Source organism: Saccharothrix longispora (genome assembly GCF_031455225.1).
GTDB classification, from domain to species: Bacteria; Actinomycetota; Actinomycetes; order Mycobacteriales; family Pseudonocardiaceae; genus Actinosynnema; species Actinosynnema longispora.
Map to the genome: position 1 here is coordinate 537,388 of NZ_JAVDSG010000001.1, position 20,130 is coordinate 557,517.

24 protein-coding genes are annotated in these 20,130 nt (G+C 74.3%); 16 read left to right on the forward strand and 8 right to left on the reverse strand.

Going from position 1 to position 20,130, the window contains the following annotated elements:
* Positions 1-10 precede the first annotated feature (10 nt).
* The 6 genes from J2S66_RS02355 (at position 11) to J2S66_RS02380 (ending at position 4,791) form a co-directional block, all read left to right on the forward strand.
* The gene (locus J2S66_RS02355) at positions 11-820 is read left to right on the forward strand and encodes an esterase/lipase family protein (RefSeq protein WP_310303165.1); all 810 of its coding nucleotides are present in this window, start codon (positions 11-13) and stop codon (positions 818-820) included.
* Positions 821-906: 86 nt separating this feature from the next.
* Entirely contained in the window at positions 907-2,094 is a 1,188-nt protein-coding gene (locus J2S66_RS02360) for a HEAT repeat domain-containing protein (protein WP_310303169.1), read from the forward strand.
* 103 nt (positions 2,095-2,197) lie between these two features.
* Complete coding sequence (locus tag J2S66_RS02365; protein WP_310303171.1) at positions 2,198-3,130, forward strand: hypothetical protein; 933 nt, start codon at positions 2,198-2,200, stop codon at positions 3,128-3,130.
* A gap of 30 nt (positions 3,131-3,160) precedes the next feature.
* Positions 3,161-3,778, forward strand: coding sequence for a phosphatase PAP2 family protein (locus J2S66_RS02370; RefSeq protein ID WP_310303173.1), 618 nt, complete (start codon positions 3,161-3,163; stop codon positions 3,776-3,778).
* Between the two features lie 46 nt (positions 3,779-3,824).
* Positions 3,825-4,610: an enoyl-CoA hydratase/isomerase family protein gene (locus tag J2S66_RS02375; RefSeq protein WP_310303176.1), complete on the forward strand. Its 786-nt coding sequence runs from the start codon at positions 3,825-3,827 to the stop codon at positions 4,608-4,610.
* A 10-nt stretch (positions 4,611-4,620) separates the two neighbouring features.
* Positions 4,621-4,791 carry a hypothetical protein gene (locus J2S66_RS02380; protein WP_310303179.1) on the forward strand — a complete coding sequence of 57 codons (171 nt, stop codon included), beginning with the start codon at positions 4,621-4,623 and terminating at the stop codon, positions 4,789-4,791.
* A gap of 38 nt (positions 4,792-4,829) precedes the next feature.
* Here the strand turns inward: J2S66_RS02380 and J2S66_RS02385 are convergent, their stop codons facing one another.
* Genes J2S66_RS02385 through J2S66_RS02395 form a run of 3 tightly spaced genes read right to left on the reverse strand, consistent with a single transcriptional unit; the run spans position 4,830 to position 6,213 of the window.
* Positions 4,830-5,120, reverse strand: a complete 291-nt coding sequence (locus J2S66_RS02385) for a DUF4235 domain-containing protein (RefSeq protein ID WP_310303182.1) — start codon at positions 5,118-5,120, stop codon at positions 4,830-4,832.
* Positions 5,117-5,812, reverse strand: coding sequence for a DUF3618 domain-containing protein (locus tag J2S66_RS02390; RefSeq protein ID WP_310303184.1), 696 nt, complete (start codon positions 5,810-5,812; stop codon positions 5,117-5,119). The genes J2S66_RS02385 and J2S66_RS02390 overlap by 4 nt, the downstream gene beginning before the upstream one ends.
* Complete coding sequence (locus J2S66_RS02395; protein WP_310303186.1) at positions 5,809-6,213, reverse strand: phage holin family protein; 405 nt, start codon at positions 6,211-6,213, stop codon at positions 5,809-5,811. The genes J2S66_RS02390 and J2S66_RS02395 overlap by 4 nt, the downstream gene beginning before the upstream one ends.
* Before the next feature lie 83 nt (positions 6,214-6,296).
* Between J2S66_RS02395 and J2S66_RS02400 the strand changes: the two genes are divergently transcribed.
* The gene (locus tag J2S66_RS02400) at positions 6,297-7,226 is read left to right on the forward strand and encodes a YihY/virulence factor BrkB family protein (protein WP_310303188.1); all 930 of its coding nucleotides are present in this window, start codon (positions 6,297-6,299) and stop codon (positions 7,224-7,226) included.
* Between the two features lie 73 nt (positions 7,227-7,299).
* Here the strand turns inward: J2S66_RS02400 and trxA are convergent, their stop codons facing one another.
* The gene (trxA, locus tag J2S66_RS02405; RefSeq protein WP_310303190.1) at positions 7,300-7,674 is read right to left on the reverse strand and encodes a thioredoxin; all 375 of its coding nucleotides are present in this window, start codon (positions 7,672-7,674) and stop codon (positions 7,300-7,302) included.
* 145 nt (positions 7,675-7,819) lie between these two features.
* Here trxA and J2S66_RS02410 point away from each other — a divergent pair, with 145 nt between their 5' ends.
* From J2S66_RS02410 to J2S66_RS02445, 8 genes are all read left to right on the forward strand, one after another.
* A complete protein-coding gene (locus J2S66_RS02410) occupies positions 7,820-8,722 on the forward strand; it encodes an ABC transporter substrate-binding protein (protein WP_374726061.1) in 903 nt (300 codons plus the stop codon).
* Complete coding sequence (locus J2S66_RS02415; protein WP_310303193.1) at positions 8,712-9,557, forward strand: amino acid ABC transporter permease; 846 nt, start codon at positions 8,712-8,714, stop codon at positions 9,555-9,557. Before J2S66_RS02410 ends, J2S66_RS02415 begins: the two co-directional genes overlap by 11 nt.
* The gene (locus tag J2S66_RS02420) at positions 9,554-10,345 is read left to right on the forward strand and encodes an amino acid ABC transporter ATP-binding protein (protein WP_310303195.1); all 792 of its coding nucleotides are present in this window, start codon (positions 9,554-9,556) and stop codon (positions 10,343-10,345) included. Before J2S66_RS02415 ends, J2S66_RS02420 begins: the two co-directional genes overlap by 4 nt.
* A gap of 6 nt (positions 10,346-10,351) precedes the next feature.
* Positions 10,352-12,082: an aminotransferase class V-fold PLP-dependent enzyme gene (locus tag J2S66_RS02425; protein ID WP_310314616.1), complete on the forward strand. Its 1,731-nt coding sequence runs from the start codon at positions 10,352-10,354 to the stop codon at positions 12,080-12,082.
* A 179-nt stretch (positions 12,083-12,261) separates the two neighbouring features.
* Complete coding sequence (locus tag J2S66_RS02430; protein ID WP_310303197.1) at positions 12,262-12,654, forward strand: pyridoxamine 5'-phosphate oxidase family protein; 393 nt, start codon at positions 12,262-12,264, stop codon at positions 12,652-12,654.
* Positions 12,651-13,829, forward strand: a complete 1,179-nt coding sequence (gene cbiE / locus J2S66_RS02435) for a precorrin-6y C5,15-methyltransferase (decarboxylating) subunit CbiE (protein ID WP_310303200.1) — start codon at positions 12,651-12,653, stop codon at positions 13,827-13,829. The genes J2S66_RS02430 and cbiE overlap by 4 nt, the downstream gene beginning before the upstream one ends.
* Positions 13,826-14,569: a precorrin-4 C(11)-methyltransferase gene (gene cobM / locus J2S66_RS02440; protein ID WP_306745354.1), complete on the forward strand. Its 744-nt coding sequence runs from the start codon at positions 13,826-13,828 to the stop codon at positions 14,567-14,569. Before cbiE ends, cobM begins: the two co-directional genes overlap by 4 nt.
* A 14-nt stretch (positions 14,570-14,583) precedes the next feature.
* Positions 14,584-15,264 carry a class I SAM-dependent methyltransferase gene (locus J2S66_RS02445; protein ID WP_310303204.1) on the forward strand — a complete coding sequence of 227 codons (681 nt, stop codon included), beginning with the start codon at positions 14,584-14,586 and terminating at the stop codon, positions 15,262-15,264.
* Positions 15,265-15,269: 5 nt separating this feature from the next.
* Here J2S66_RS02445 and J2S66_RS02450 read toward each other — a convergent pair whose 3' ends face one another.
* Entirely contained in the window at positions 15,270-16,325 is a 1,056-nt protein-coding gene (locus J2S66_RS02450; protein ID WP_310303206.1) for a cobalt-precorrin-5B (C(1))-methyltransferase, read from the reverse strand.
* Positions 16,326-16,345: 20 nt separating this feature from the next.
* Between J2S66_RS02450 and J2S66_RS02455 the strand changes: the two genes are divergently transcribed.
* Entirely contained in the window at positions 16,346-17,053 is a 708-nt protein-coding gene (locus J2S66_RS02455) for a cobalt-precorrin-6A reductase (RefSeq protein WP_310303208.1), read from the forward strand.
* Here J2S66_RS02455 and cobJ read toward each other — a convergent pair.
* The 3 genes from cobJ to J2S66_RS02470 are packed head-to-tail and all read right to left on the reverse strand — an operon-like array spanning position 17,028 to position 20,124.
* Positions 17,028-18,497: a precorrin-3B C(17)-methyltransferase gene (cobJ, locus tag J2S66_RS02460; RefSeq protein WP_310303211.1), complete on the reverse strand. Its 1,470-nt coding sequence runs from the start codon at positions 18,495-18,497 to the stop codon at positions 17,028-17,030. The genes J2S66_RS02455 and cobJ overlap by 26 nt on opposite strands.
* Positions 18,494-19,120 (reverse strand): precorrin-8X methylmutase, encoded by a 627-nt coding sequence (locus J2S66_RS02465; RefSeq protein ID WP_310303214.1) that lies wholly within the window; start codon positions 19,118-19,120, stop codon positions 18,494-18,496. The genes cobJ and J2S66_RS02465 overlap by 4 nt, the downstream gene beginning before the upstream one ends.
* Positions 19,117-20,124 (reverse strand): ferredoxin-like domain-containing protein, encoded by a 1,008-nt coding sequence (locus tag J2S66_RS02470; protein WP_310303217.1) that lies wholly within the window; start codon positions 20,122-20,124, stop codon positions 19,117-19,119. Before J2S66_RS02470 ends, J2S66_RS02465 begins: the two co-directional genes overlap by 4 nt.
* Positions 20,125-20,130: the final 6 nt, after the last annotated feature.

The following is a 20,130-nucleotide window of genomic DNA, read 5'->3' on the forward strand; positions in this document are numbered from 1 at the left end:
GGGAGGGGCCGTGGCAGCACTGTCGGACACGCCTGCGGGGCAGGTGGAGCAGGTGGAGCAGCCGATCGCGCCCACCGTGCCCGGGTGGCTGTGGTACCTGACCGAGCCCACCAGGGCCGCGGTGGACATCGGCCAGTTCGCCGCCGCCCGCCCGCTGCTGCGCGCCGCGCCCAGCGGCGACGGGCACACCGTGCTGGTGCTGCCCGGCCTCGGCTTCAACGACGGCGCGACGGTGGCGCTGCGCCGGTTCCTCGCCGGCCTCGGCTACGACGTGCACGGCTGGGGCCTGGGCCTCAACCTCGGCCCGTCGGTGCAGGTCGTGGAGGGCATGCGGGTGCGGCTGCGCGAGCTGGCGGCGCGCGGCCGGGGCAAGGTGAGCGTCGTCGGCTGGTCGCTGGGCGGCATCTTCGCCCGCGAGCTGGCCCGCGAGCACCCCGGCACGATCCGGCAGGTGATCACGCTCGGCAGCCCGTACGCGATGACCGACCTGCGCCAGACCAGGGTCAACCCGGTCTACCGGCTGCTGGCCCGGTTCTACGAGGCGGGCGCGGAGATGCCGCCGCCGGAGCACACCCGGCCGCGCTTCCCGGTGCCGTCGACGTCGGTGTACTCGAAGTCCGACGGGATCGTGGCGTGGCGGGCGTGCGTGTCGCCGGAGGGGCCCAGGGCGGAGAACGTCGCGGTCGCCTCCAGCCACCTCGGCTACGGCTACAACGCGACCGTGCTGTGGGTGGTGGCCGACCGGCTGGCCCAGCGCGCGGGCCGGTGGCGCCCCTTCACGCCGCCGCCCGGCATGACCCGGATGTTCCCGGCGTCCTGACCTCTCCCCGTCCGGGCACGAACGGGTGAACCCGCGGCGGGGAAAAGCCGCTACCGGACGGCCCGTCGCGGCCTACGCTGCCCGGCGTGTGGAATCGCCTGGAACACGCCTACGGACCGGCGGGCGACGTGCCCGGTCTGCTCGCCGAGGTCCGCGACCCCGACCGCGCGGCGGCGGCCGTGCGGGAGCTGGACCACGTCGTGCACTGCGGTGGCGCGCGGGTGTACTCGGCCGCGCCCGCCGCGCTGCCCGCGCTGCTCGGCCTCGCCGAGGACCCGGCCGTCACCGTGCGGCCGGCGGTGGTGGAGGTGGTCGGCGACCTGGGGCACGCCGGGCGCACCGCCGACGCCGTCGACCCGGCGTGGCCGGGGGCGTGGGAGCGGGCCGTGCCCAGGCTGACCGCGCTGCTCGCCGATCCCGACGTCGAGGTGCGGCGCGGTGTCACGTACCCGTTGGCGCAGGCCCGGGACGTGTGGCGGGTGCTCGCCGACCGGTTCGCCGTCGAACCGGACCGGGTCACCCGGCTCGGCCTGGTCGTGGCCGTCGGGCTGCACGACGACCCGGCCGCCCGCGACTGGTTGGCCGGGCTGCTGGGCCACGACGACCGGGCCGTGCGGATCGCCGCCGTCGTCGGCCTCGGTCGGCTGGGGGAGGAGGTCGACCCCGCGCCGCTGCTCGACCCGGAGCCGGAGGTGTGGGAGGAGACCTGGTGGGCCGCGCCCAACCCGGTGTGGTGGCTGCACCGGGAGGTGCCCGACCCGCGCCTGGTCACCGCGTGGCTGGCGCACCCGCACGCCGAGGTGCGGCGGGGCGCGCTGTGGGCCTCCGGCGACCTGCTGGGGTCGGTGCGGGGGAGCGGACCGGACCTGCTGCCGCTGGTCGCCGACCGGCTCGCCGACGACGAGCCGGACAACCGCCGGGTCGCGGCCCTGCTGCTCGCCTCGGTCCGCGCGCCGTTCGCCGACGACCTGGCCCTGGCCGCCCGCGACGTCTACCTGCCCGCCGCCGACGCGGCCCTCGCCGCCCTCGCGCTGCTCGGCGACGAACGCGCCGTCCCGCTGGTCGTGGACCGCCTCACCGGACCGCGCCTCGGCCTCGCCGTGCGGCGCAGCCGGGTCACGTGGCGACTGCCGCCCCCGCTGGAGGAGGTGCTCCTCGCGCTGTCCGCGCACGCCGGAGCGCTGGCACCCGCCGTGCGCGGACGGCTCGGCGCAACCGCCGATCCGGTGGAAGCCGAGGCGCTCCAGAGGGTTCTCCGATCCTGGCAGAGGTGATCCGAAAACGATCACCCGAATCGCCCCTTGTGCCGGTGACTCCTTCACCGCAGGGTTCCGCAGGGCCCGTTGGCCCCGAACGGGCCCCTGACGGAGGTGGAGCATGACCCCTGCACGCACGTTCGCCGCGGCCCTGGTCGCGGCACTCGCGCTCCCGGTGTTCGCCACGACCCCGGCGCACGCGGTGAGCGACGCCGACCTCGCCCGGTACTGGGCCCCGGTGCACCACCAGGACACCGACTCGTCCGACTACGACGCCGACTACCTGTCCACTGTGGATTACGACGGCGAGTGGAACACGCTGAACAACTGGGAGGGCCAGGACGACTCGCTCGCCCGGCTCACCGGCGCCGCCTACTACTCGGTGGTGGAGACCTCGACCCACTGGTTCCTGGTCTACTCCTTCTACCACCCGCGCGACTGGGAGGACGTGCCCGACCCGTTCGCGCTGCTCACCCACGAGAACGACATGGAGGGCCTGCTGGCGACGGTCCGCAAGGACGGCTCGACCCACGGGAAGCTCGAAGCCGTCGTCACGGTGGCGCACAGCGACTTCCACTCCTATGTGGCGCCCGGCAGCACCTTCACCTCGGGCCGGGAGTCCGTCGACGGCACCCTGCGCATGCAGGGCACCCGGTTCACCACCCGCCAGGAGGCCAAGGGCCACGGCCTGTACGCGTGGAACGGCGCCGAGTTCCCCGGCGGTGACGGGGTGGTCTACGTGCCGTCCGACACCGGCGAGGTGCCCTCGGGCGGCAACGACCGGTCGGTCGGCTACCGGCTCGTGGACACCTTCGCCCCGGGCGGCCTGTGGGCGCAGCGCTCCAGCGCGGCGACGTTCGCGGGCTGGGGCACGTTCCGCGGCGACAACGGCAAGGACAACGCGGCCAACAGCGCGTGGGGCTGGGACGACCAGAACGACGGCTCGGACCTCCAGCGCGGCCTGCTCGCAACCGATCCGGCGTACCTCGTTTCGGTGTACTTCGGCAACCGGGGCGAGTTCAGCACGACGTACACGCGCAACGCCTACCGGTAAAACGGCCCCCGCGCCGCTACGCTCCCGATCATGACCGCACGCGTGCCCGCACCGCCCCTGGCCCGACTGGCCACGGAGGTGCTGGCCCCGTGGGTCCTGGTGCTCGGCGTGCCGCTCCTGGTGGCCTGGCAGGCCACCAGGAGCGTGCCGGAGACCCTGCTGTGGGGCGCCGTCGTGGGCCTGACCGGTTCGGTCATCCCCATGGCCGTCGTCGTGCGCGGCGCGCGCCGGGGCCGCTGGAACGGCCACCACGTGACGAACCGGGAGGGCCGGCTGGTCCCGCTGCTGACCTGCGTCGCGTCCCTGACCCTGGGCATCGCCGCGCTCGTCCTCGGCGGTGCGCCGCGCACCGTGCTCGGCCTGTCGCTGTCGATGTTCCTCAGCCTGCTGCTCTGCCTGCTCGTCACGTTCGCCCTGCCGGTGGGCGGCACGCGCGGCTGGAAGGTCTCCTTCCACGCGGCCGTGGCGTCCGGCGCGGTGGTCGTGCTGGCCATCACCTACGGCCCGTGGGTGCTGCTCGCGTCACCGGCGGTGGCCCTGGTGGCGTGGTCGCGGGTGGCGCTGGGCCACCACACCGTGCCGCAGGTCGTGGTGGGCGCCGTGATGGGCGCGATCGTCGGCGGGATCGCGTTCTGGTCCCTCACGTGAGGGCGCTCACCCCCGACGGCCGCCGTCCGCGCCCTACCCTCCGGTGATGACCTTCAGGTTGGAGACGGACGGCCCGGTCGCGACGATGACCATCGACCGGCCGGCCAAGCGCAACGCGCTGAGCTACGAGATGTGGTCCGCGCTGCCCGGCCTGATGGCGCGGGTGCGCGACGACGAGGCCGTGCGCGTGCTGGTCGTGCGCGGCGGCGAGCACTTCTCCGCCGGGGCCGACATCAGCGAGTTCGGGACGCTGCGCAGCGGCGCCGAGGGGGCCGCCCGCTACGGGGAGGCGGTGCACGCGGGCGCGCGGTCCATCACCGCGCTCGGCAAGCCGACGATCGCCGCCGTCACCGGGTTCTGCATCGGCGGCGGGTGCGAGGTGGCGCTGGCCTGCGACCTGCGGGTCGCGGCGTCGGACGCCCGGTTCGGCATCACGCCCGCCAAGCTGGGCATCGTCTACGGCTTCGCGTCCACCAAGCAGCTGGTGGACGTCGTGGGGCCCGCCTGGGCCAAGCAGATCCTGTTCACCGGCGACATCCTCGACGCGGCGACCGCGCTGCGCATCGGCCTGGTCAACGAGGTGCACCCGCCCGACGCGCTGGACGCCCGGGTCGGGGAGCTGGCCGGCACGATCGCCTCGCGCGCCCAGGTCAGCGTGCGGGGCGCGAAGCGGATCGTGGAGCGCATCACCGACGGTGGGCACGAGGACGACGCGGTGCGCGCGCTCTACGACGAGGCCGCGCACAGCGCCGAGTACGCGGAGGGGGTGGCGGCGTTCCTGGAGAAGCGCCCACCCCGGTTCCCGGTGTTCAAGACCCCGTCGGCGGGGTAACTCCCTGCACATGACCGAACCCGAGGACAGGCCCCTCAACCCCGACCCGCCCAAGTCCCCCGGCACACCGGAACCGCCCGACCTCGACGTGGACCCGGAGCAGTTCCTCGACGAGGACGAGCGGCGCGAACGCGACGACGAGCGGCGTCGCGCGGAAGGAGGGGACGAGCAGCCCGAATAGGGCGGCCCGCCCCCTCCGGGGACAGCTCCGGACGACGCTCAGTCGCCGTCGTACTTGTTCGTGTCACCGGGCCACTCGCCGGTGAGCTTGTCGTAGCCGGCCGCGCCACCACGGTCGATCGCGGCCTTGACCAGGCCGAAGATCGCACCTTGGATGGTCGCGGCCAGCAACACCTCGCCCCACCCCCGGTCCTTCTGGGTCGGGGTCGGGGCTTCCTCGGTACCCGTGACGAGCTTCCACACCTGGCCGAACACCGCGCTGGCCGCGAGACCGCCGAGCACGCCGAACAGCATGCCGAGCGGGCGGTAGAGGAGCTTGTTCACGTTCATCGGCCCCTCCGCATCAGCTTCCAGAGCAGCAGGACGACCGCCGCGGCACCGGCCGCGACCGCCGCCGGGTGCTTGCGGGCCTGGCGGACGCCCTGGTCGACGCGCTGCTGCACGGGCGGGGGAAGCTGCTCGACCGCCTGCGCGGCCTTCTCGCCCACCTGACCCGCGACCGCGCTCGCCTTCGTGCCGACCTGGCTCGCCACGGCCGCCGCCTTGTCCGCGGCCACGGTCGCCTTCTCGCCGACCTGCCCGGCCACCGCCGTGGCCTTCTCGCCGACCTGTCCGGCCACGGCCGTGGCCTTCTCGGTCACCTGCTGCGCGACGGCGCCGGCCTTCTCGCCCACCTGGCTCGCCGCCTGGCCCGCCTGCGCACCCGCGGCCCCGGCCTTCTCCCCGGCCTTGGCCGCCACGGCACCCGCGGTCGTCCCGGCCGCCGCGGCCTTCCCGCCCGCCTTGTCGGTGGCGTGGCCGACCTTCGCGGTGGCCTTTCCGGCCGCCGCGGCGACCGCCGCGTTGGCCCGCGTCGCGCTCTCCTTCACCTTCTCCACCTTCTCGTGCGCCTTCTCCTTGACCCGCCCGGGCACGTCCGCCTTGTGCGCCAGCGCCTCGACGGTCTCGCCCAGCTCGCGCCGGGTCTGCTCGACGTCCGCGCGCAGCTCGTCGGGGTTGTCGGGAACGTCCTTGCCGCTCATCGGTGCGCCCTCTCGCTCACGGTGGCGATGTCCTGCTTCACGCCCGCGATGGCCTCCTCCGGCACCGGTGGGGTGCCCTTCTGGATCTGCTTGCGGCCGACCAGCGCGAGCACACCTGCCACGAGGAGCACGGCCGCCGCGACGATGAACGCCGCGGCCCACGCGGGCAGCACGGTGGCCAGCAGCAGGATCAGACCCGCGATGACCGCGCCCAGCCCGAACCAGGCCAGCACGCCGGCCCCGCCGAACAGCCCGGCCCCCGTGCCGACGCGCTTGCCCTTCTCGCGCATTTCGACAGCGGCGAGCCGGATCTCGTCCCGCGCCAGCCTGCTCACCTGCTCGGAGAGCCTGCTCACCAGTTCGGCGGTGGACGGTTCCCGATCGGTGGCGAGGTGGTCCATTGGCCGTCTCCTCTCTCAGTCGACCCACGACTACCCAGAACACGCGTGGTGTACGCACGGGTTTCCGGGGAAACCCGGCGCTCATGGCGACGCAAGCACCCGACGCACCCACCAAGCTGCCCAAGCGCTCATGGGGGGGCGTGCTCAAGCGCACGGTGAAGGAGTTCAACGACGACAACCTCACCGACTGGGCGGCGGCGCTCACCTACTACGCGGTGCTGTCGCTGTTCCCCGGCATCCTGCTGCTGGTGTCCCTGCTCGGCCTGATCGGGCCGCAGGCCACTCAGTCCATCGTGGACAGCCTGGACATGCTGGGGCCCGGTGAGGCCAAGGACTTCATCGCGGACGGCATCCAGAACCTCCAGCAGTCGAAGGCCACCGGGCCCCTCGCGATCGTCGGTCTGGTGACCGCGCTGTGGTCGGCGTCCGGGTACGTCGGCGCGTTCATGCGCGCGGCCAACTCGATCTACGACGTCGAGGAGGGCCGGCCGTTCTGGAAGGTCATCCCGCTGCGGCTGGGCCTGACCGTCGGCGTGGTGGTGCTGCTGGCGCTGACCGCGCTGGGCGTCACGCTCACCGGCGGCGTCGCGCGGTGGGTGGGCGACCTGCTGGGCCTGGGCGAGCAGTTCGTGACGATCTGGGACATCGCCAAGTGGCCCGTGCTGTTCCTGCTCGCCAGCGCCGCGATCGGGCTGCTGTTCTGGGCGTCGCCGAACGTGCGGCAGCCGGGCTTCCTGTGGATCACGCCGGGCGGCCTGCTCACCGTGCTGGTGTGGGTGGCGGCCTCGCTGGGCTTCGCCTTCTACGTGGCGAACTTCAGCTCGTACAACAAGACCTACGGCTCGCTCGCCGGTGTGATCATCTTCCTGGTCTGGCTGTGGATCTCGAACATCGCGCTGCTGCTGGGCGCGGAGCTGGACGCCGAGCTGGAACGGGGCCGGCGGATGGCGACCGGCGAGTCGTCGGGCGAGGACCCGGTCGCCCCGCCGCGCGACACGCGCGCCATGGACTGACCCGCACGACGTGGAAGAGGGGTGGGCCCGACCGGGCCCACCCCTCTTCCACGTCCGCGTCACCCCTGCGGGGTCACCCCTGTTGGGCCGCCTTCTGCTCGGCGACCTGCTTGCGCACGTCCTCCATGTCGACCTTGCGCGCCTGGTCGATCAGGTCCTCCAGCGCCGTCTCCGGCAGCGCGCCGGGCTGGGCGTAGAGCACCACGCCGTCGCGCACGATCATCAGCGTCGGGATCGACCGGATCTCGAACGCCGCGGCGAGCTGCTGCTGCGCCTCGGTGTCGACCTTGCCGAACACGATGTCGTCGTGCTTCTCGCTGGACTTCTCGTAGGTCGGGGCGAACTGGCGGCACGGTCCGCACCAGCCGGCCCAGAAGTCGACCAGGACCATCTCGGAGCCGCCGACAACCTCGTCGAAGTTCTCCGCGGTCAGCTCCACGGTGGCCATAGGTCCTCCTCCACGTCGGTTCAGGGGTCGGACCCCTCGTACCCCGGACAACGATCAGGACACCCGGGACATTCCCTTCAACAAAGTGTGGACCTCTTCAACGGAACGTTATAGTTTTCGGGCACCCAATCGCAGGAGGTGTCCCGTGCGCAGGACCGCAGCCCTCGCCCTGTCCCTGTTCGCGCTGGTCGCGTGCGGTGCCCCCGCCGAGGAGGCGCCCGCGGGCACGACCGGTGACCTGCCCGACACCGCCGCGGTGGTGCAGGCCGTCACCAAGGACGACGCGCTCGCCGCGACCCTCCCGGACAGCATCCGGCAGGCGGGCACGCTGCGCGTCGGGTCCAACGTGCAGAACCCGCCGAACAACTTCTACGCCGCCGACGGCACGACCGCGGTCGGCTCCGAGGTCGACCTGGCCAAGGCCATCGGCGCCAAGCTCGGCCTGGCCGTCGAGCACCAGGACATGGCGTTCGGCTCGCTCATCACGAGCCTCCAGGCCGGGCGCATCGACGTGACGATGGCCGCGATGAACGACACCGCCGAGCGGCAGCAGGCGATCGACTTCGTCGACTACTTCACCTCCGGCATCACCATCATGGTGCAGAAGGGCAACCCGCAGGGCGTCACGGGCCCCGACGACCTGTGCGGGAAGGCGGTCGCGGTCAACCTCGGCTCCAGCCAGGAGACCTACGCCAAGGAGTACCAGTGCCTCTCCGGCGACCCGATCCAGGTGACCGCCACCGACAGCGACACGCAGAACCAGAACCAGCTGCGCACCGGCCGCGTCGCCGCCATCCTCAACGACCTGCCGACCGCCGTCTACGTCGCCAAGACCGCCGGTGACGGCGAGTTCTTCGAGGTCCTGGACCTGGCCCCGATCAACGGCGGCCCGTACGGCATCGGCGTGAACAAGAGCACCCCCGAGCTGACCGCCGCCATCCGGAAGGCGCTCCAGGCCCTCGTCGACGACGGCACCTACGGCAAGATCCTCGCGGCCTGGGACGTCGAGCAGGGCGCGGTCGACGAGGTGACCGTCAATGGCCGGTGAGCCCGCGGTGACCCCGGTCCCGACCGACGACGAGCTGGTCGTCGTCCCGCTGCGCCACTGGTGGCGGTGGGTCGGCGGGGCGGTGATCCTGGTGCTGCTCGGCCTGCTGGGCTGGGCGCTGGCCGACGCGAAGATCGACTACGCGGCCGTGCCGGGCTTCTTCACCCACGACATCATGCTGCGCGGCCTGGTCAACACGGTGGTGCTCGCGGTCGTGGCGCAGGCGGGCGCGATCGTGCTCGGCGTCGTCATCGCCCTCATGCGCCGCTCGGCCAACCCGGTGGCCCGCTGGTTCGCCGCCGGGTACGTGTGGCTGTTCCGCGGCCTGCCCGTGCTGCTCCAGATCCTGCTGTGGTTCAACCTGGCCCTGGTGTTCGAGGACATCTCGTTCTTCGGCATCTGGGAGGAGAAGACGAACGTGCTGGTCACGGCGTTCGTCGCGGCCCTGCTCGGGCTCGGGCTCAACGAGAGCGCCTACATGGCCGAGATCGTGCGCGCAGGGCTGAACAGCGTCGACCACGGGCAGGTCGAGGCGGCCAAGGCCATCGGCATGACGCCCGCGACCGCGTTGCGCCGCGTCGTCCTGCCACAGGCCATGCGGGTCATCATCCCGCCCACCGGCAACAACTTCATCAACATGCTCAAGGGCACGTCGATGGCGTCGGTCATCGGTTTCCTGGAGCTGATCCACGCGGCCAACAACATCGCCTCGCGCAACCTCCAGATCATGGAGACGCTGCTCGCCGCGGCGGCCTGGTACATGGTCGTGGTCAGCGTGGCGAGCGTCGGCCAGCACTACCTGGAGCGCTACTACGGCAAGGGGGTCGCCCGATGAGCGCCGCTCCTCCGGTGGGCACCGCTTCGACCCCCCTGGTCCGGGCGGTGGGCGTGCGGAAGTCGTTCGGCGGGACCGAGGTCCTGAAGGGCGTCGACCTGACCGTGGACGCCGGGCAGGTGGTGTGCCTGCTCGGGCCGTCCGGTGCGGGCAAGTCCACGTTCCTGCGCTGCGTGAACCACCTGGAGACCATCGACGCGGGCCGCATCTGGGTCGCCGGCCAGCCCGTCGGGTTCACCTCGCGCGGCGGGAGGCTGCACGAGCTGCGCGAGCGCGAGGTGGCCCGGCAGCGCCGCGGCATCGGCATGGTGTTCCAGCGGTTCAACCTGTTCCCGCACCGCACGGCGCTGGGGAACGTCGTCGAGGGGCCGGTCCAGGTGCTGCGGAAGCCGCGTCGCGAGGCCGTCGAGGAGGGGCGGGCGCTGTTGGCGCGCGTCGGGCTGACGGACAAGGCCGACGCCTACCCGCACCAGCTGTCCGGCGGCCAGCAGCAGCGGGTGGCCATCGCGCGGGCCCTGGCGATGCGACCGCGGCTGATGCTCTTCGACGAGCCGACGTCCGCGCTCGACCCCGAGCTGGTGGGCGAGGTGCTCGACGTGATGGTCGACCTGGCCCGCGACGGCATGACGATGATCGTGGTCACGCACGAGATCGGGTTCGCCCGCCAGGTCGCGGACTCCGTGGTGTTCATGGTCGACGGCGCGGTGGTCGAGTCGGGTCCGCCCGCGCAGGTGCTGGATGATCCCCGGCAGCAACGCACGCAGCAGTTCCTCGCGAAGGTGCTCTAGGTGGTCATGCGCATCCCGTCGTCGTACCTGGTCCAGTTCCACGAGCCGGAGGGCTACCTGGACTTCGCCCGGTTCGGGCCGCCGTCGCACGCGGTGGTCGACGCCTCGACCCGGCTGCTGGAGTCGTCCGCCGCGGCCGGCCCGGCCACCGTGGACGACCTGATGCGGCAGGAGCTCCGGGCCAAGGCCGCGGTGGCCCGGCTGTGCCGCAACGACACCGACCACGTGGCGCTGCTGCCGAACACCAGCACCGGGCTGTTCCAGGCCGCGCTGGGCGTCACCGGCGAGGTGCTGGTGTCGGCGGGCGAGTTCCCCGCCAACACCTACCCGTGGACGCGCTCCGGTCGGGCCGCGGTGCGGTGGCTGCCGGCGGGACCGGTGACGCCGGAGGCGGTCCGGGAGGCGCTGACCCCGGCCACGACCGCGTTGTCGGTGAGCGCGGTGGACTTCCGGACCGGCTACCGGGCCGACCTGGCCGCGCTGCGCGAGGTCGTCGGCGACCGCCTGCTGGTGGTCGACGGCATCCAGGGCTTCGGGGTGGTCGACGAGCCGTGGGAGGTGGCCGACGTCCTCGTGGTCGGCGGCCAGAAGTGGCTGCGCGCCGGGTGGTCCACCGGGTTCGCGGCCCTGTCCGACCGCGCCCTGGAGCGGCTGGACCCGGTGCTGTCCGGGTGGACGGGCGCCGAGGACGCGGGGCTGTTCGACAACGCGATCCACCCGGTCGCCGAGCACGCCGCGGGCTGGTCCATCACCAACCTGAGCCCGATCGCCGCGGGCGCCCTGGCCACGGCCCTGGAGCTGGTCGAACTGGCCGGCGTCGACCGGATCGACCGGAGGATCGCCGAGCAGTCGGACACCCTGGCCGAGGTGATCCGGTCGGCCGGCGGCGCGGTGGTGTCCGCGACCGACCGGCGGGCGGGCATCACGGCGTTCACGCTGCCCGACCACCCGCCGTCCGTGGTGGGCGCGGCCCTGGTGGAGGCGGGCGTGACCGCGACCGTGCGACCCGAGCACGTGCGGGTGTCACCGCACGTCTCGACCACGCCGGGGACGGTCGCGAGGTTCGCCGACGCGCTGAAGTCCCTGGGCGCCCGCCCGGCGGCCACCCCCGTGCCCACCCCCCTGGCCACCGCCACCGCCGGCCCGGCGTCGGCGGACGTGCTCAGGGCCCTCGTGCCCACGGTGAACAGCCTGGCCGAGGCCCTGGGCGCGGGTACCGAGGTCGTGCTGCACGACCTCGGCGCCCTGCCCAACTCGATCATCGCCATCGCGGGGGACCTGACCGGCCGCGCCGTCGGCGGTCCGATGACCGACCTGCTGCTCGGCCTCGTCCGCCGCGGCACCACGCAGGACCTCGCCGGCTACGAGACCTACGCGCCCGACGGGCGGGTGCTCAGGTCGTCCACCGTGTTCCTGCGCGACGGGAGCGGGGTGGCGATCGGCTGCCTGTGCGTCAACAGCGACCCGGGCTCGCGCCCCGGCGCCGAACCCGCCGCGCGGCCGGTCGAGGCGTTCCCCGGTGACGTCGACACGCTCCAGCGGATGCTCGTCGAACGCGCCGTCACCGCGGTCGGGGTGCCGGTGGAGCTGATGAAGAAGTCCCACAAGTCGCAGGTCGTGCGCGTCCTGGACGAGGCGGGGCTGTTCCTGATCAGGGACTCCGTCGACTACCTCGCGGGCGTGCTCGGCGTCACCCGGTACACCATCTACAACTACCTGAACGAGACGAGGGGCTGAGCACCCTCGTGGACGGCGGCAGGTCGGTCACCGGGGTCTCGTCCACCACGACGACACCCTCCGCGAGGTCGCCGATCGCCGCGCGCGGACGGCCCGCTCACCGGGTCTCCCGGCCGGGGGCGGCCGAATCGGCGCGTCACGTTTTCCACCCTGGCGCGGCCGTGCCGCATGATGCACCCATGTTGTCGAGCAGCAGCGACGAGTTCCGCGCCTTCTGGACCGAGCGCCACCTGTGCACGCTCACCACGATCCGTCGGGACGGCACGCCGCACGTCGTGCCGGTGGGCGTCACCCTGGACGTGGAGACCGCCACGGCGCGCGTGATCACCTCCGGCGCCTCGCACAAGGTCCGGCACGTCCTGGCCGCGGGCGAGGCCGGCGCGCCGGTCGCGGTGTGCCAAGTGGACGGTCGCCGCTGGTCGACCCTGGAGGGCCGCGCGGTGGTCAGGCGCGAGCCGGGGGCCGTGCGCGACGCCGAGGAGCGCTACGCCGCCCGCTACCGCACGCCCCGCGCCAACCCCGAGCGCGTGGTGATCGAGATCGCCGTCACCCGCGTCCTGGGCACGGTGTGAGCGCGCCCGTCACCGTCGTCGGCATCGGCGCGGACGGCTGGGCCGGCCTGTCCGAGGGCGCGCGCCGCGGGATCGCCTCCTGCGAGGTGCTCATGGGCAGCACCCGCCAGCTCGACCTCGTGCCCGGCGCGTTCGAGCGGGTGCCGTGGCCGTCACCGCTGCTGCCCGCCCTGCCCGGCCTGCTCGACCGGTACGCGGACCGCCGGGTCTGCGTGCTGGCCAGCGGCGACCCGATGTTCCACGGCATCGGCACCACGCTCGTGCGGCTGCTGGGCGCGGACCGGGTGCGCGTCGTGCCGCACCCGTCGTCGGTGTCGCTGGCCTGCGCCCGGCTCGGCTGGGCGCTCGACGACGTGGCCGTGGTCAGCCTGGTCGGCAGGCCGGCGGCGCTCGTCGTGCCCCACCTGCACCCCGGCCGGCGCGTCCTCGTGCTCGGGTCGACCCCCGCCGAGGTGGCCGCGCTCGCCCCGCGCGCCCGCCTCACCGTGCTGGAGAACCTCGGCGCGCCGGACGAGCGCGTGCACCACGACCCCGCGTCCGCCGGCGCGCTGCACGTCCTGGCCGTCGAGTGCGGTCCAGAGGCATGCGGTCCGGAGGAGCGGGGCGCGTCGCTCGTCCCCGGCCGCCCCGACGACGCGTTCGAGCACGACGGGCAGCTCACCAAGCGCGAGGTGCGCGCGGTGTCCCTGGCGCTGCTCGCGCCGCGGCCCGGCGAGCTGCTGTGGGACGTCGGCGCGGGCGCGGGCAGCATCGCCGTCGAGTGGTGCCGCACGCACCCGTCCTGCCGGGCCGTCGCGATCGAGAAGCACCCCGAGCGGGCCGCGCGCGTCACCCGCAACGCCGTCGCCCTGGGCGTGCCGGGCATCCGGGTGGTCGTCGGCCCGTCGCCCGACGCGCTGGAGGGCCTGGCGACCCCGGACGCCGTGTTCGTCGGCGGCGGCCTCACCGCGCCCGGCGTCGTCGAGCGCTGCTGGTCGGCGCTGCGCCCCGGCGGCAGGCTCGTCGCGAACGCCGTCACCCTGGAGTCGGAGGCCGTGCTCACCTCGTGGCGGTCCCGGCTGGGCGGCGAGCTGACCAGGATCGAGGTGAGCCGGGCCGTGCCGATCGGCGGCTTCACCGGCTGGCGCCCCCAGATGCCCGTGACCACGTGGGCCGTGACCAAGGAGATCCCGTGACCGTCCACTTCATCGGCGCCGGCCCCGGCGCGGCGGACCTGCTCACGCTGCGCGCCGCCCGGCTCCTCGCCGAGTCCCCGGTGTGCCTGTACGCGGGCGCGCTCGTGCCCGTCGAGGTGCTGGAGCACTGCCCGCCCGGCGCGCGCCTCGTCGACACCGCCGACCTGGACCTCGACCGGATCGTGCGCGAGCTGTCCGACGCCCACGCCGCCGGGCACGACGTGGCCCGCCTGCACTCGGGCGACCCGTCGCTGTTCAGCGCGGTGGCCGAGCAGATGCGCCGCCTCGACGCCCTCGGCATCCCCTACGACGTCACACCGGGCGTCCCCGCCTTCGCCGCCGCCGCCGCGTCCCTCAAGCGCGAGCTGACCGTGCCGGGCGTGGGCCAGACCGTCGTGCTCACCCGCACGGCCGCCCGCGCCACCCCCATGCCGCCGGGGGAGGACCTGGCGACGCTGGGCGCGTCCCGGGCGACGCTCGTGCTGCACCTGGCCGTGCAGCGGATCACCGAGGTCGTCGCCGAACTGCTGCCGAACTACGGCCCGGACTGCCCGGTCGCCGTGGTGGCGCGGGCCGCCAGGGAGGACGAGGAGGTGCTGCGCGGCACCCTCGCCGACATCGCGGCGCGGGTCGAGGCCGCCGGGATCAAGCGGACGGCGGTCATCGTCGTGGGCCGGGTCCTGGCGGCGGAGGGCTTCCCCGACAGCCACCTCTACTCGGCCGAGCGGTGCAGGGCGTAGGCGTGGACCGGCACGTGCGCACCGTCGAGGAGCTGCTGGACCTGCTGGACGGCCTGTTCGAGCGGGACGCGGGCGAGGCGCGCTGGGACCGCTTCTACGCCGACCGCGCCCGTCCCGTGCCGTTCTTCGCCGCGAAGCCGGACGAGAACCTGGTCGCCCGCCTGCCGGACCTGCCCCGGGGCCGCGCGCTCGACCTGGGGTGCGGGCCCGGGCGCAACGCCGTCCACCTCGCGCGGGCGGGCTTCGAGGTCGACGCCGTGGACCTGTCGCCGTCGGCCGTCGACTGGGCGCGGGAACGCGCCCACGAGGCCGGCGCCGACGTGCGGTTCCACGTCGGCGACGTGTTCACGGCCACGCCGGACGGCCCGTACGACCTGGTCTACGACTCGGGCCTGTTCCACCACCTGCCGCCCCACCGGCGCATCAGCTACCTGGCCCTGCTGGACCGCGTGCTCGCACCCGGCGGACACTTCGGCCTGGTGGCGTTCGCGGCGGGGGAGATGGGCTCGCAACGCCCGGACGCCGACCTCTACCGGACCCCCGCCCTCGACGGCGGGCTCGCGTACACGGCGGAGTCGCTGCGGGTGGTCTTCGCGGACTTCGAGGAGGTCGAGCTGCGCCGGATGAACGACGAGCCCGCCGACTCGCCGCACTACGGCGAACCGTTCCTGTGGACCGCGCTGTTCCGCCGGTGAGGCGCTCAGGCCCGGCCCACCACGGCGCCCGCCCGGTCGATCACGATCACGTCCACGGTCACCGGCGCGCCCCGCAGCACCTCGTCGGCCGTGGCCTTGGCGCGGACCGCCACCAGGTCGCCCAGCGGCACGCCCGCCGCCTGGGCCAGGTGCAGCGCGCCCAGCGCCGTGTTCGCGCCCCGGATCGCGTCGGCCAGGGCCGGGTCGTCCACCAGCGAGGCCACGAAGCCCAGGTCGACCTGCGACCGGCCCGAGTGCAGGTCCAGGTGGCCGTGGGCCAGCTTCGACAGCTTGCCGATGCCGCCCGCGACCGTCAGCCTCGGCACGGGGTGGCGGCGCAGGTACTTCAGCACCGCGCCCGCGAAGTCGCCCATGTCCAGCAGCGCGTCCTCCGGCAGGCCGTGCACGGCGGCGGCCACCTTCTCCGACGTGCTGCCGGTGCACCCGGCGACGTGGGCGTACCCGGCCGCGCGGGCCACGTCGATGCCGCGCCGGATGCTGTCGATCCACGCCGAGCACGAGTACGGCACCACGACGCCCGTGGTGCCGAGGATCGACAGGCCGCCCAGGATGCCCAGGCGCGGGTTCCACGTCCTGCGCGCCAGCTCCTCGCCGTGCTCGACGGAGATCTCCACGACCACGTCGCCCGTGCCGCCGTGCTCGACCGCCACCCGCGCCACGTGCTCGGTCATCATCCGCCGGGGCACCGGGTTGATCGCCGGTTCGCCGACCGGCAGCGGCAGGCCCGGTTTGGTGACCGTGCCGACGCCCGGGCCGGCGCGGAACGCGACGCCGCCGCCGGGCGGGCCGGGGCGCACGGTGGCGGAGACCAGCGCGCCGTGCGTCACGTCCGGGTCGTCGCCCGCGTCCTTGACCACCGACGCGGTCGCGACGCCGTCGGACAGGGACTCGCGGGCCAGGGCGAACGTCGGCGTGCGACCCTTGGGCAGCACGATCCCGACCGGGTCGGGGAACTCGCCGGTGAGCAGCGCCGTGTAGGCCGCGGTCGTCGCGGCCGTGGCGCAGGCGCCGGTCGTCCAGCCGTAGCGCAGGGTGCTCACCACGTCAGGATGCAACAGTGATGGGAACGGTGCTGGTACTGGGGGGCACGGGCGAGGCCCGCGCCCTCGCCGCCGCGCTCGCGGGCACCAGGGTGATCTCCTCGCTCGCGGGCCGGGTGAACGACCCGAAGCTGCCCGAGGGGGAGGTGCGGGTCGGCGGGTTCGGCGGCGTCGACGGGCTCGTCGCCTACCTGCGCGCCGAACGGGTGGACGCCGTCGTGGACGCCACCCACCCGTTCGCCGACCGCATCACGGCCAACGCCGTCGCCGCGACGCGCGAGACCGGCACGCCGTTCCTCGTCCTGCGCCGCCCCGGCTGGCCGCCGCGACCGGGGTGGGAGTACGTGGACAGCGTCGCCGAGGCCGCCCGGCGCGTCGCCGGCCGCACGCCGTTCATCACCACCGGGCGGCAGGAGCTGGCCCACTTCACCCGCGGCGTGGCGCGCACCGTCGACCCGCCCGACCCGCCGGTCCCCGGCGTCACCGTCCTGCTCGACCGCGGGCCGTACGCGGTGGAGGGGGAGCTGGCGCTGATGCGCGAGCACGGCGTGGACGTGCTCGTCACCAAGGACAGCGGCGGCCCGATGACGGCGGCCAAGCTGGAGGCCGCCCGTCACCTGGGCCTGCCGGTCGTGGTCGTGCGCCGCCCGCCCGCGCCGGACGCGCCGTGCGTCGCGACCGTCGCGGAGGCGCTGGACTGGCTCACCCGGGGTACCGGCGCGGGGTGAACACCGTGCCGCGGTCGGTCAGCCTCGTCTGCGTCGAACCGATCAGCAGCAGGCACCGCATGTCCACGGTGGACGGGTCGAGGTCGGCCAGGCGCAGCACCCGCACGTCCTCCTGCGGGCCGCCGACGTCGCGCCCGACCACCACCGGGGTGTCCGGGGAGCGGTGGCGCAGCAGCAGGTCCCGCGCCGCCTCCACCTGCCACGTGCGGCTGCGCGAGGCCGGGTTGTAGATCGCCAGCACGAGGTCCGCCGCCGCCGCGGCCTCCAGCCGCCCCGCGATCACCTCCCACGGCTTGAGCCGGTCCGACAGCGACACCACGCAGTAGTCGTGCCCGAGCGGCGCGCCCACCCGGCTGGCCACCGCGTGCGCCGCCGTCAACCCCGGCAGCACGCGCACCGGCACGTCCGCGAACTGCTCCTCCTCCGCGACCTCCAGCACCGCGCCCGCCATCGCGAACACACCCGGGTCGCCCGAGGACACCACGGCCACCCGCCGGCCCCGCCTGGCCAGGTCCAGCGCGAACGCCGCCCGCTCCGACTCGACCTTGTTGTCCGAGGCGTGCACCCGCTGGCGCGGCGACGCGGTGACCCGGTTCAGGTACGTCACGTACCCGACCAGGTCGTCCGCCTCCACCAGCGCCCGACGCGCCTCCGGCGTCAGCCACTCCGGCCCGGCCGGGCCGAGCCCCACCACGACGACCTCGCCGACGCCCGAAGCCGAGACCGACGCCCGCCGCCGGTCGCTCGACGGCAGCAGCGCCAACGAGAAGTACGGCACCGTGTCGGCGTCCACTTCGGACAGCGGGGACGTGCGCTGGCCGCCGGTCGTGGCGCGCTCCACGTACCACGCCTCGTCCAGCCGACCGGTCTTCTCCAGCGCCTCCCGCACGTTCGGGAACGTCCGCCCCAGCTTCACGACCGCCACCGGATCGCCGCCCGACAGGTGCTCCACGAGTGCGTCGACGGGCAGCGTGCCCGGCAGCACGGTCAGCACCTCGTCGCGCTCCACCAGCGGCCGGCCGATCACCGCCGCGCCCGCGCTCACCGACGTCACGCCCGGCACCACCTCGGCCGGGTAGCGGTGCGCCAGGCGCTTGTGCAGGTGCATGTACGAGCCGTAGAAGAACGGGTCGCCCGCCGCCAGCACCACCACGTCGCGGCCCGCGTCGAGGTGCCGCGCGAGGCGTTCCGCGCACTCCTCGTAGAACGCGTCCATCTCGCCCTGGTAGTCGTCGGAGTCCTCGGTCGTGACCGGGTAGACCAGCTGCTCCTCGACCTGGCCCTCGCGCAGGTACGGCTCGGCGACCCGCCGGGCGACGCTGCGCCCGTGCCGCGCGCTGTGGAACACCACCACGTCGGCCTCGCGGATGAGCCGCGCCGCCTTGACCGTCACCAGTTCCGGGTCGCCCGGACCCACGCCGACGCCGTACAGCCTGCCCGTCATTCGTCCTCGCTCGCGATCGCGTTGACCGCCGCGGCGGTCATGGCACTGCCGCCGCGGCGCCCGCGCACGACCAGGTGGTCCAGGCCGAGGTCGTTGTGCGCCAACGCCTCCTTCGACTCCGCCGCCCCGATGAACCCGACCGGCACGCCCAGGACGGCGGCCGGCTTCGGCGCGCCCGCGGCGACCAGGTCGAGCAGGTGGAACAACGCGGTCGGCGCGTTGCCGATGGCGACCACCGCGCCCTCCAGCTTGTCGCCCCACAGCTCCAGCGCGGCGGCGCTGCGGGTGTTGCCCAGTTCCTCGGCCAACCCCGGCACGCGCGGGTCGTTCAGCGTGCACAGCACCTCGTTGCCGGCGGGCAGGCGCTTGCGCGTCACGCCCGCCGCGACCATCTGCGCGTCGCACAGCACCGGCGCCCCCGCCAGCAGCGCCTCGCGGGCCGCGCGCACCACGTCCGGCGAGAACGCGACGTCCTCGACCAGGTCGACCATGCCGCAGGCGTGGATCATCCGCACGACGACGCGCGCGACGTCGTCCGGGAACCGGGCCAGGTCGGCCTCGGCGCGGATGGTGGCGAACGAGCGGCGGTAGATCTCCGGCCCGTCCTTGATGTACTCGGTCACCTGATCTCCTCGTACCCGTCGCCGGTCGCGACGAACTCCACGGCGCCACCGGCCGGCCGCCCGCACCGCCGCGAGCAGCCCGACCAGTGCACGCGCCCCGCGTGCGGGGTGCCGATCCAGCGCGCGACGTCCGCGCGCACGTCGGCCAACGACTTCGCGCACCCCGGCCGGCCGGTGCACGCGCTCACCCCGTGCCACGGCGAGTCGGGGGAGGTGAACAGGCCGCGCGTGTCGCCGCCGGCGGGGAGGACCAGGCTGCGCCACGGCGTCAGCCGCACCGGTGTGCCGGCCAGCAGGCGGGCGTCGAGCCGGCCCAGGGGGACGCCCGCCACGACGCGGTCGCCGACGGGGCCGGGTGTCGCCGGGATCACAGCGGCGTCGAGCCGGTCGGCCACCGGGACGCCCAGCGCGGCGGTGATCTTCCGCACACCGCCGTCCACTTCGGACAGCCGCCAGGCGGTGCCGCGCAGCTCCCCGAACAGCCGAGCGGCGCGCACGACGGCCGCCACCGGGTCGGTCACGCGGAGCCCGGAATCCCGCCCCGCCAGGAACAACGCGTCACCGACCAGGCCGATGTCACCCGAAAGCCCGCTCACCGCGTGACCCACCGTGATCAGGAAGCGGCCCGGCAGGTCGGCGAGCGACGGTTCGGCCAGCAGCGCGGCGTCGAGCGCGTCCACCAGGTCCTGGTTGTCCTCCAGCGGCGCGGCGACGAGGTTGCGCATCCGCTCGTGCGTCGCCGACGGCAGCAGGCCGGCCTCCCGCAGCCGCGCGCCCAGTTCGTGCTCCGCGCCCGGCGCCAGGCCCCTGATCTGCAGGTTCGCCCGCGACGTGAGTTCCAGGAACCCGTCGCCCAGCTCCAGGGCGGCCCGTCGCACCACGTCGAACCGCTCGGCGTCCAGCGTCCCGCCGGGCACCCGCACGCGCGCCAGCCCGCCGTCGGCGGCGACGTGCACGTCGACGGCGCCGGGGCAGGCGTCCGGGCGTTCCCGATCGGAGGACATGGGATG

What these genes read in the sequence shown, in the direction of transcription:
- cobJ (WP_310303211.1), bottom strand. Translation starts at nt 18,497, where the DNA reads ATGACGGGCAGGCTGTACGGCGTCGGCGTGGGTCCGGGCGACCCGGAA.
- J2S66_RS02385 (WP_310303182.1), bottom strand. Translation starts at nt 5,120, where the DNA reads ATGAACGTGAACAAGCTCCTCTACCGCCCGCTCGGCATGCTGTTCGGC.
- J2S66_RS02370 (WP_310303173.1), top strand. Translation starts at nt 3,161, where the DNA reads ATGACCGCACGCGTGCCCGCACCGCCCCTGGCCCGACTGGCCACGGAG.
- J2S66_RS02400 (WP_310303188.1), top strand. Translation starts at nt 6,297, where the DNA reads ATGGCGACGCAAGCACCCGACGCACCCACCAAGCTGCCCAAGCGCTCA.
- J2S66_RS02470 (WP_310303217.1), bottom strand. Translation starts at nt 20,124, where the DNA reads ATGTCCTCCGATCGGGAACGCCCGGACGCCTGCCCCGGCGCCGTCGAC.
- J2S66_RS02455 (WP_310303208.1), top strand. Translation starts at nt 16,346, where the DNA reads ATGGGAACGGTGCTGGTACTGGGGGGCACGGGCGAGGCCCGCGCCCTC.
- J2S66_RS02415 (WP_310303193.1), top strand. Translation starts at nt 8,712, where the DNA reads ATGGCCGGTGAGCCCGCGGTGACCCCGGTCCCGACCGACGACGAGCTG.
- J2S66_RS02425 (WP_310314616.1), top strand. Translation starts at nt 10,352, where the DNA reads ATGCGCATCCCGTCGTCGTACCTGGTCCAGTTCCACGAGCCGGAGGGC.
- J2S66_RS02380 (WP_310303179.1), top strand. Translation starts at nt 4,621, where the DNA reads ATGACCGAACCCGAGGACAGGCCCCTCAACCCCGACCCGCCCAAGTCC.
- J2S66_RS02365 (WP_310303171.1), top strand. Translation starts at nt 2,198, where the DNA reads ATGACCCCTGCACGCACGTTCGCCGCGGCCCTGGTCGCGGCACTCGCG.
- J2S66_RS02375 (WP_310303176.1), top strand. Translation starts at nt 3,825, where the DNA reads ATGACCTTCAGGTTGGAGACGGACGGCCCGGTCGCGACGATGACCATC.
- J2S66_RS02390 (WP_310303184.1), bottom strand. Translation starts at nt 5,812, where the DNA reads ATGAGCGGCAAGGACGTTCCCGACAACCCCGACGAGCTGCGCGCGGAC.
- J2S66_RS02395 (WP_310303186.1), bottom strand. Translation starts at nt 6,213, where the DNA reads ATGGACCACCTCGCCACCGATCGGGAACCGTCCACCGCCGAACTGGTG.
- J2S66_RS02430 (WP_310303197.1), top strand. Translation starts at nt 12,262, where the DNA reads ATGTTGTCGAGCAGCAGCGACGAGTTCCGCGCCTTCTGGACCGAGCGC.
- trxA (WP_310303190.1), bottom strand. Translation starts at nt 7,674, where the DNA reads ATGGCCACCGTGGAGCTGACCGCGGAGAACTTCGACGAGGTTGTCGGC.
- J2S66_RS02420 (WP_310303195.1), top strand. Translation starts at nt 9,554, where the DNA reads ATGAGCGCCGCTCCTCCGGTGGGCACCGCTTCGACCCCCCTGGTCCGG.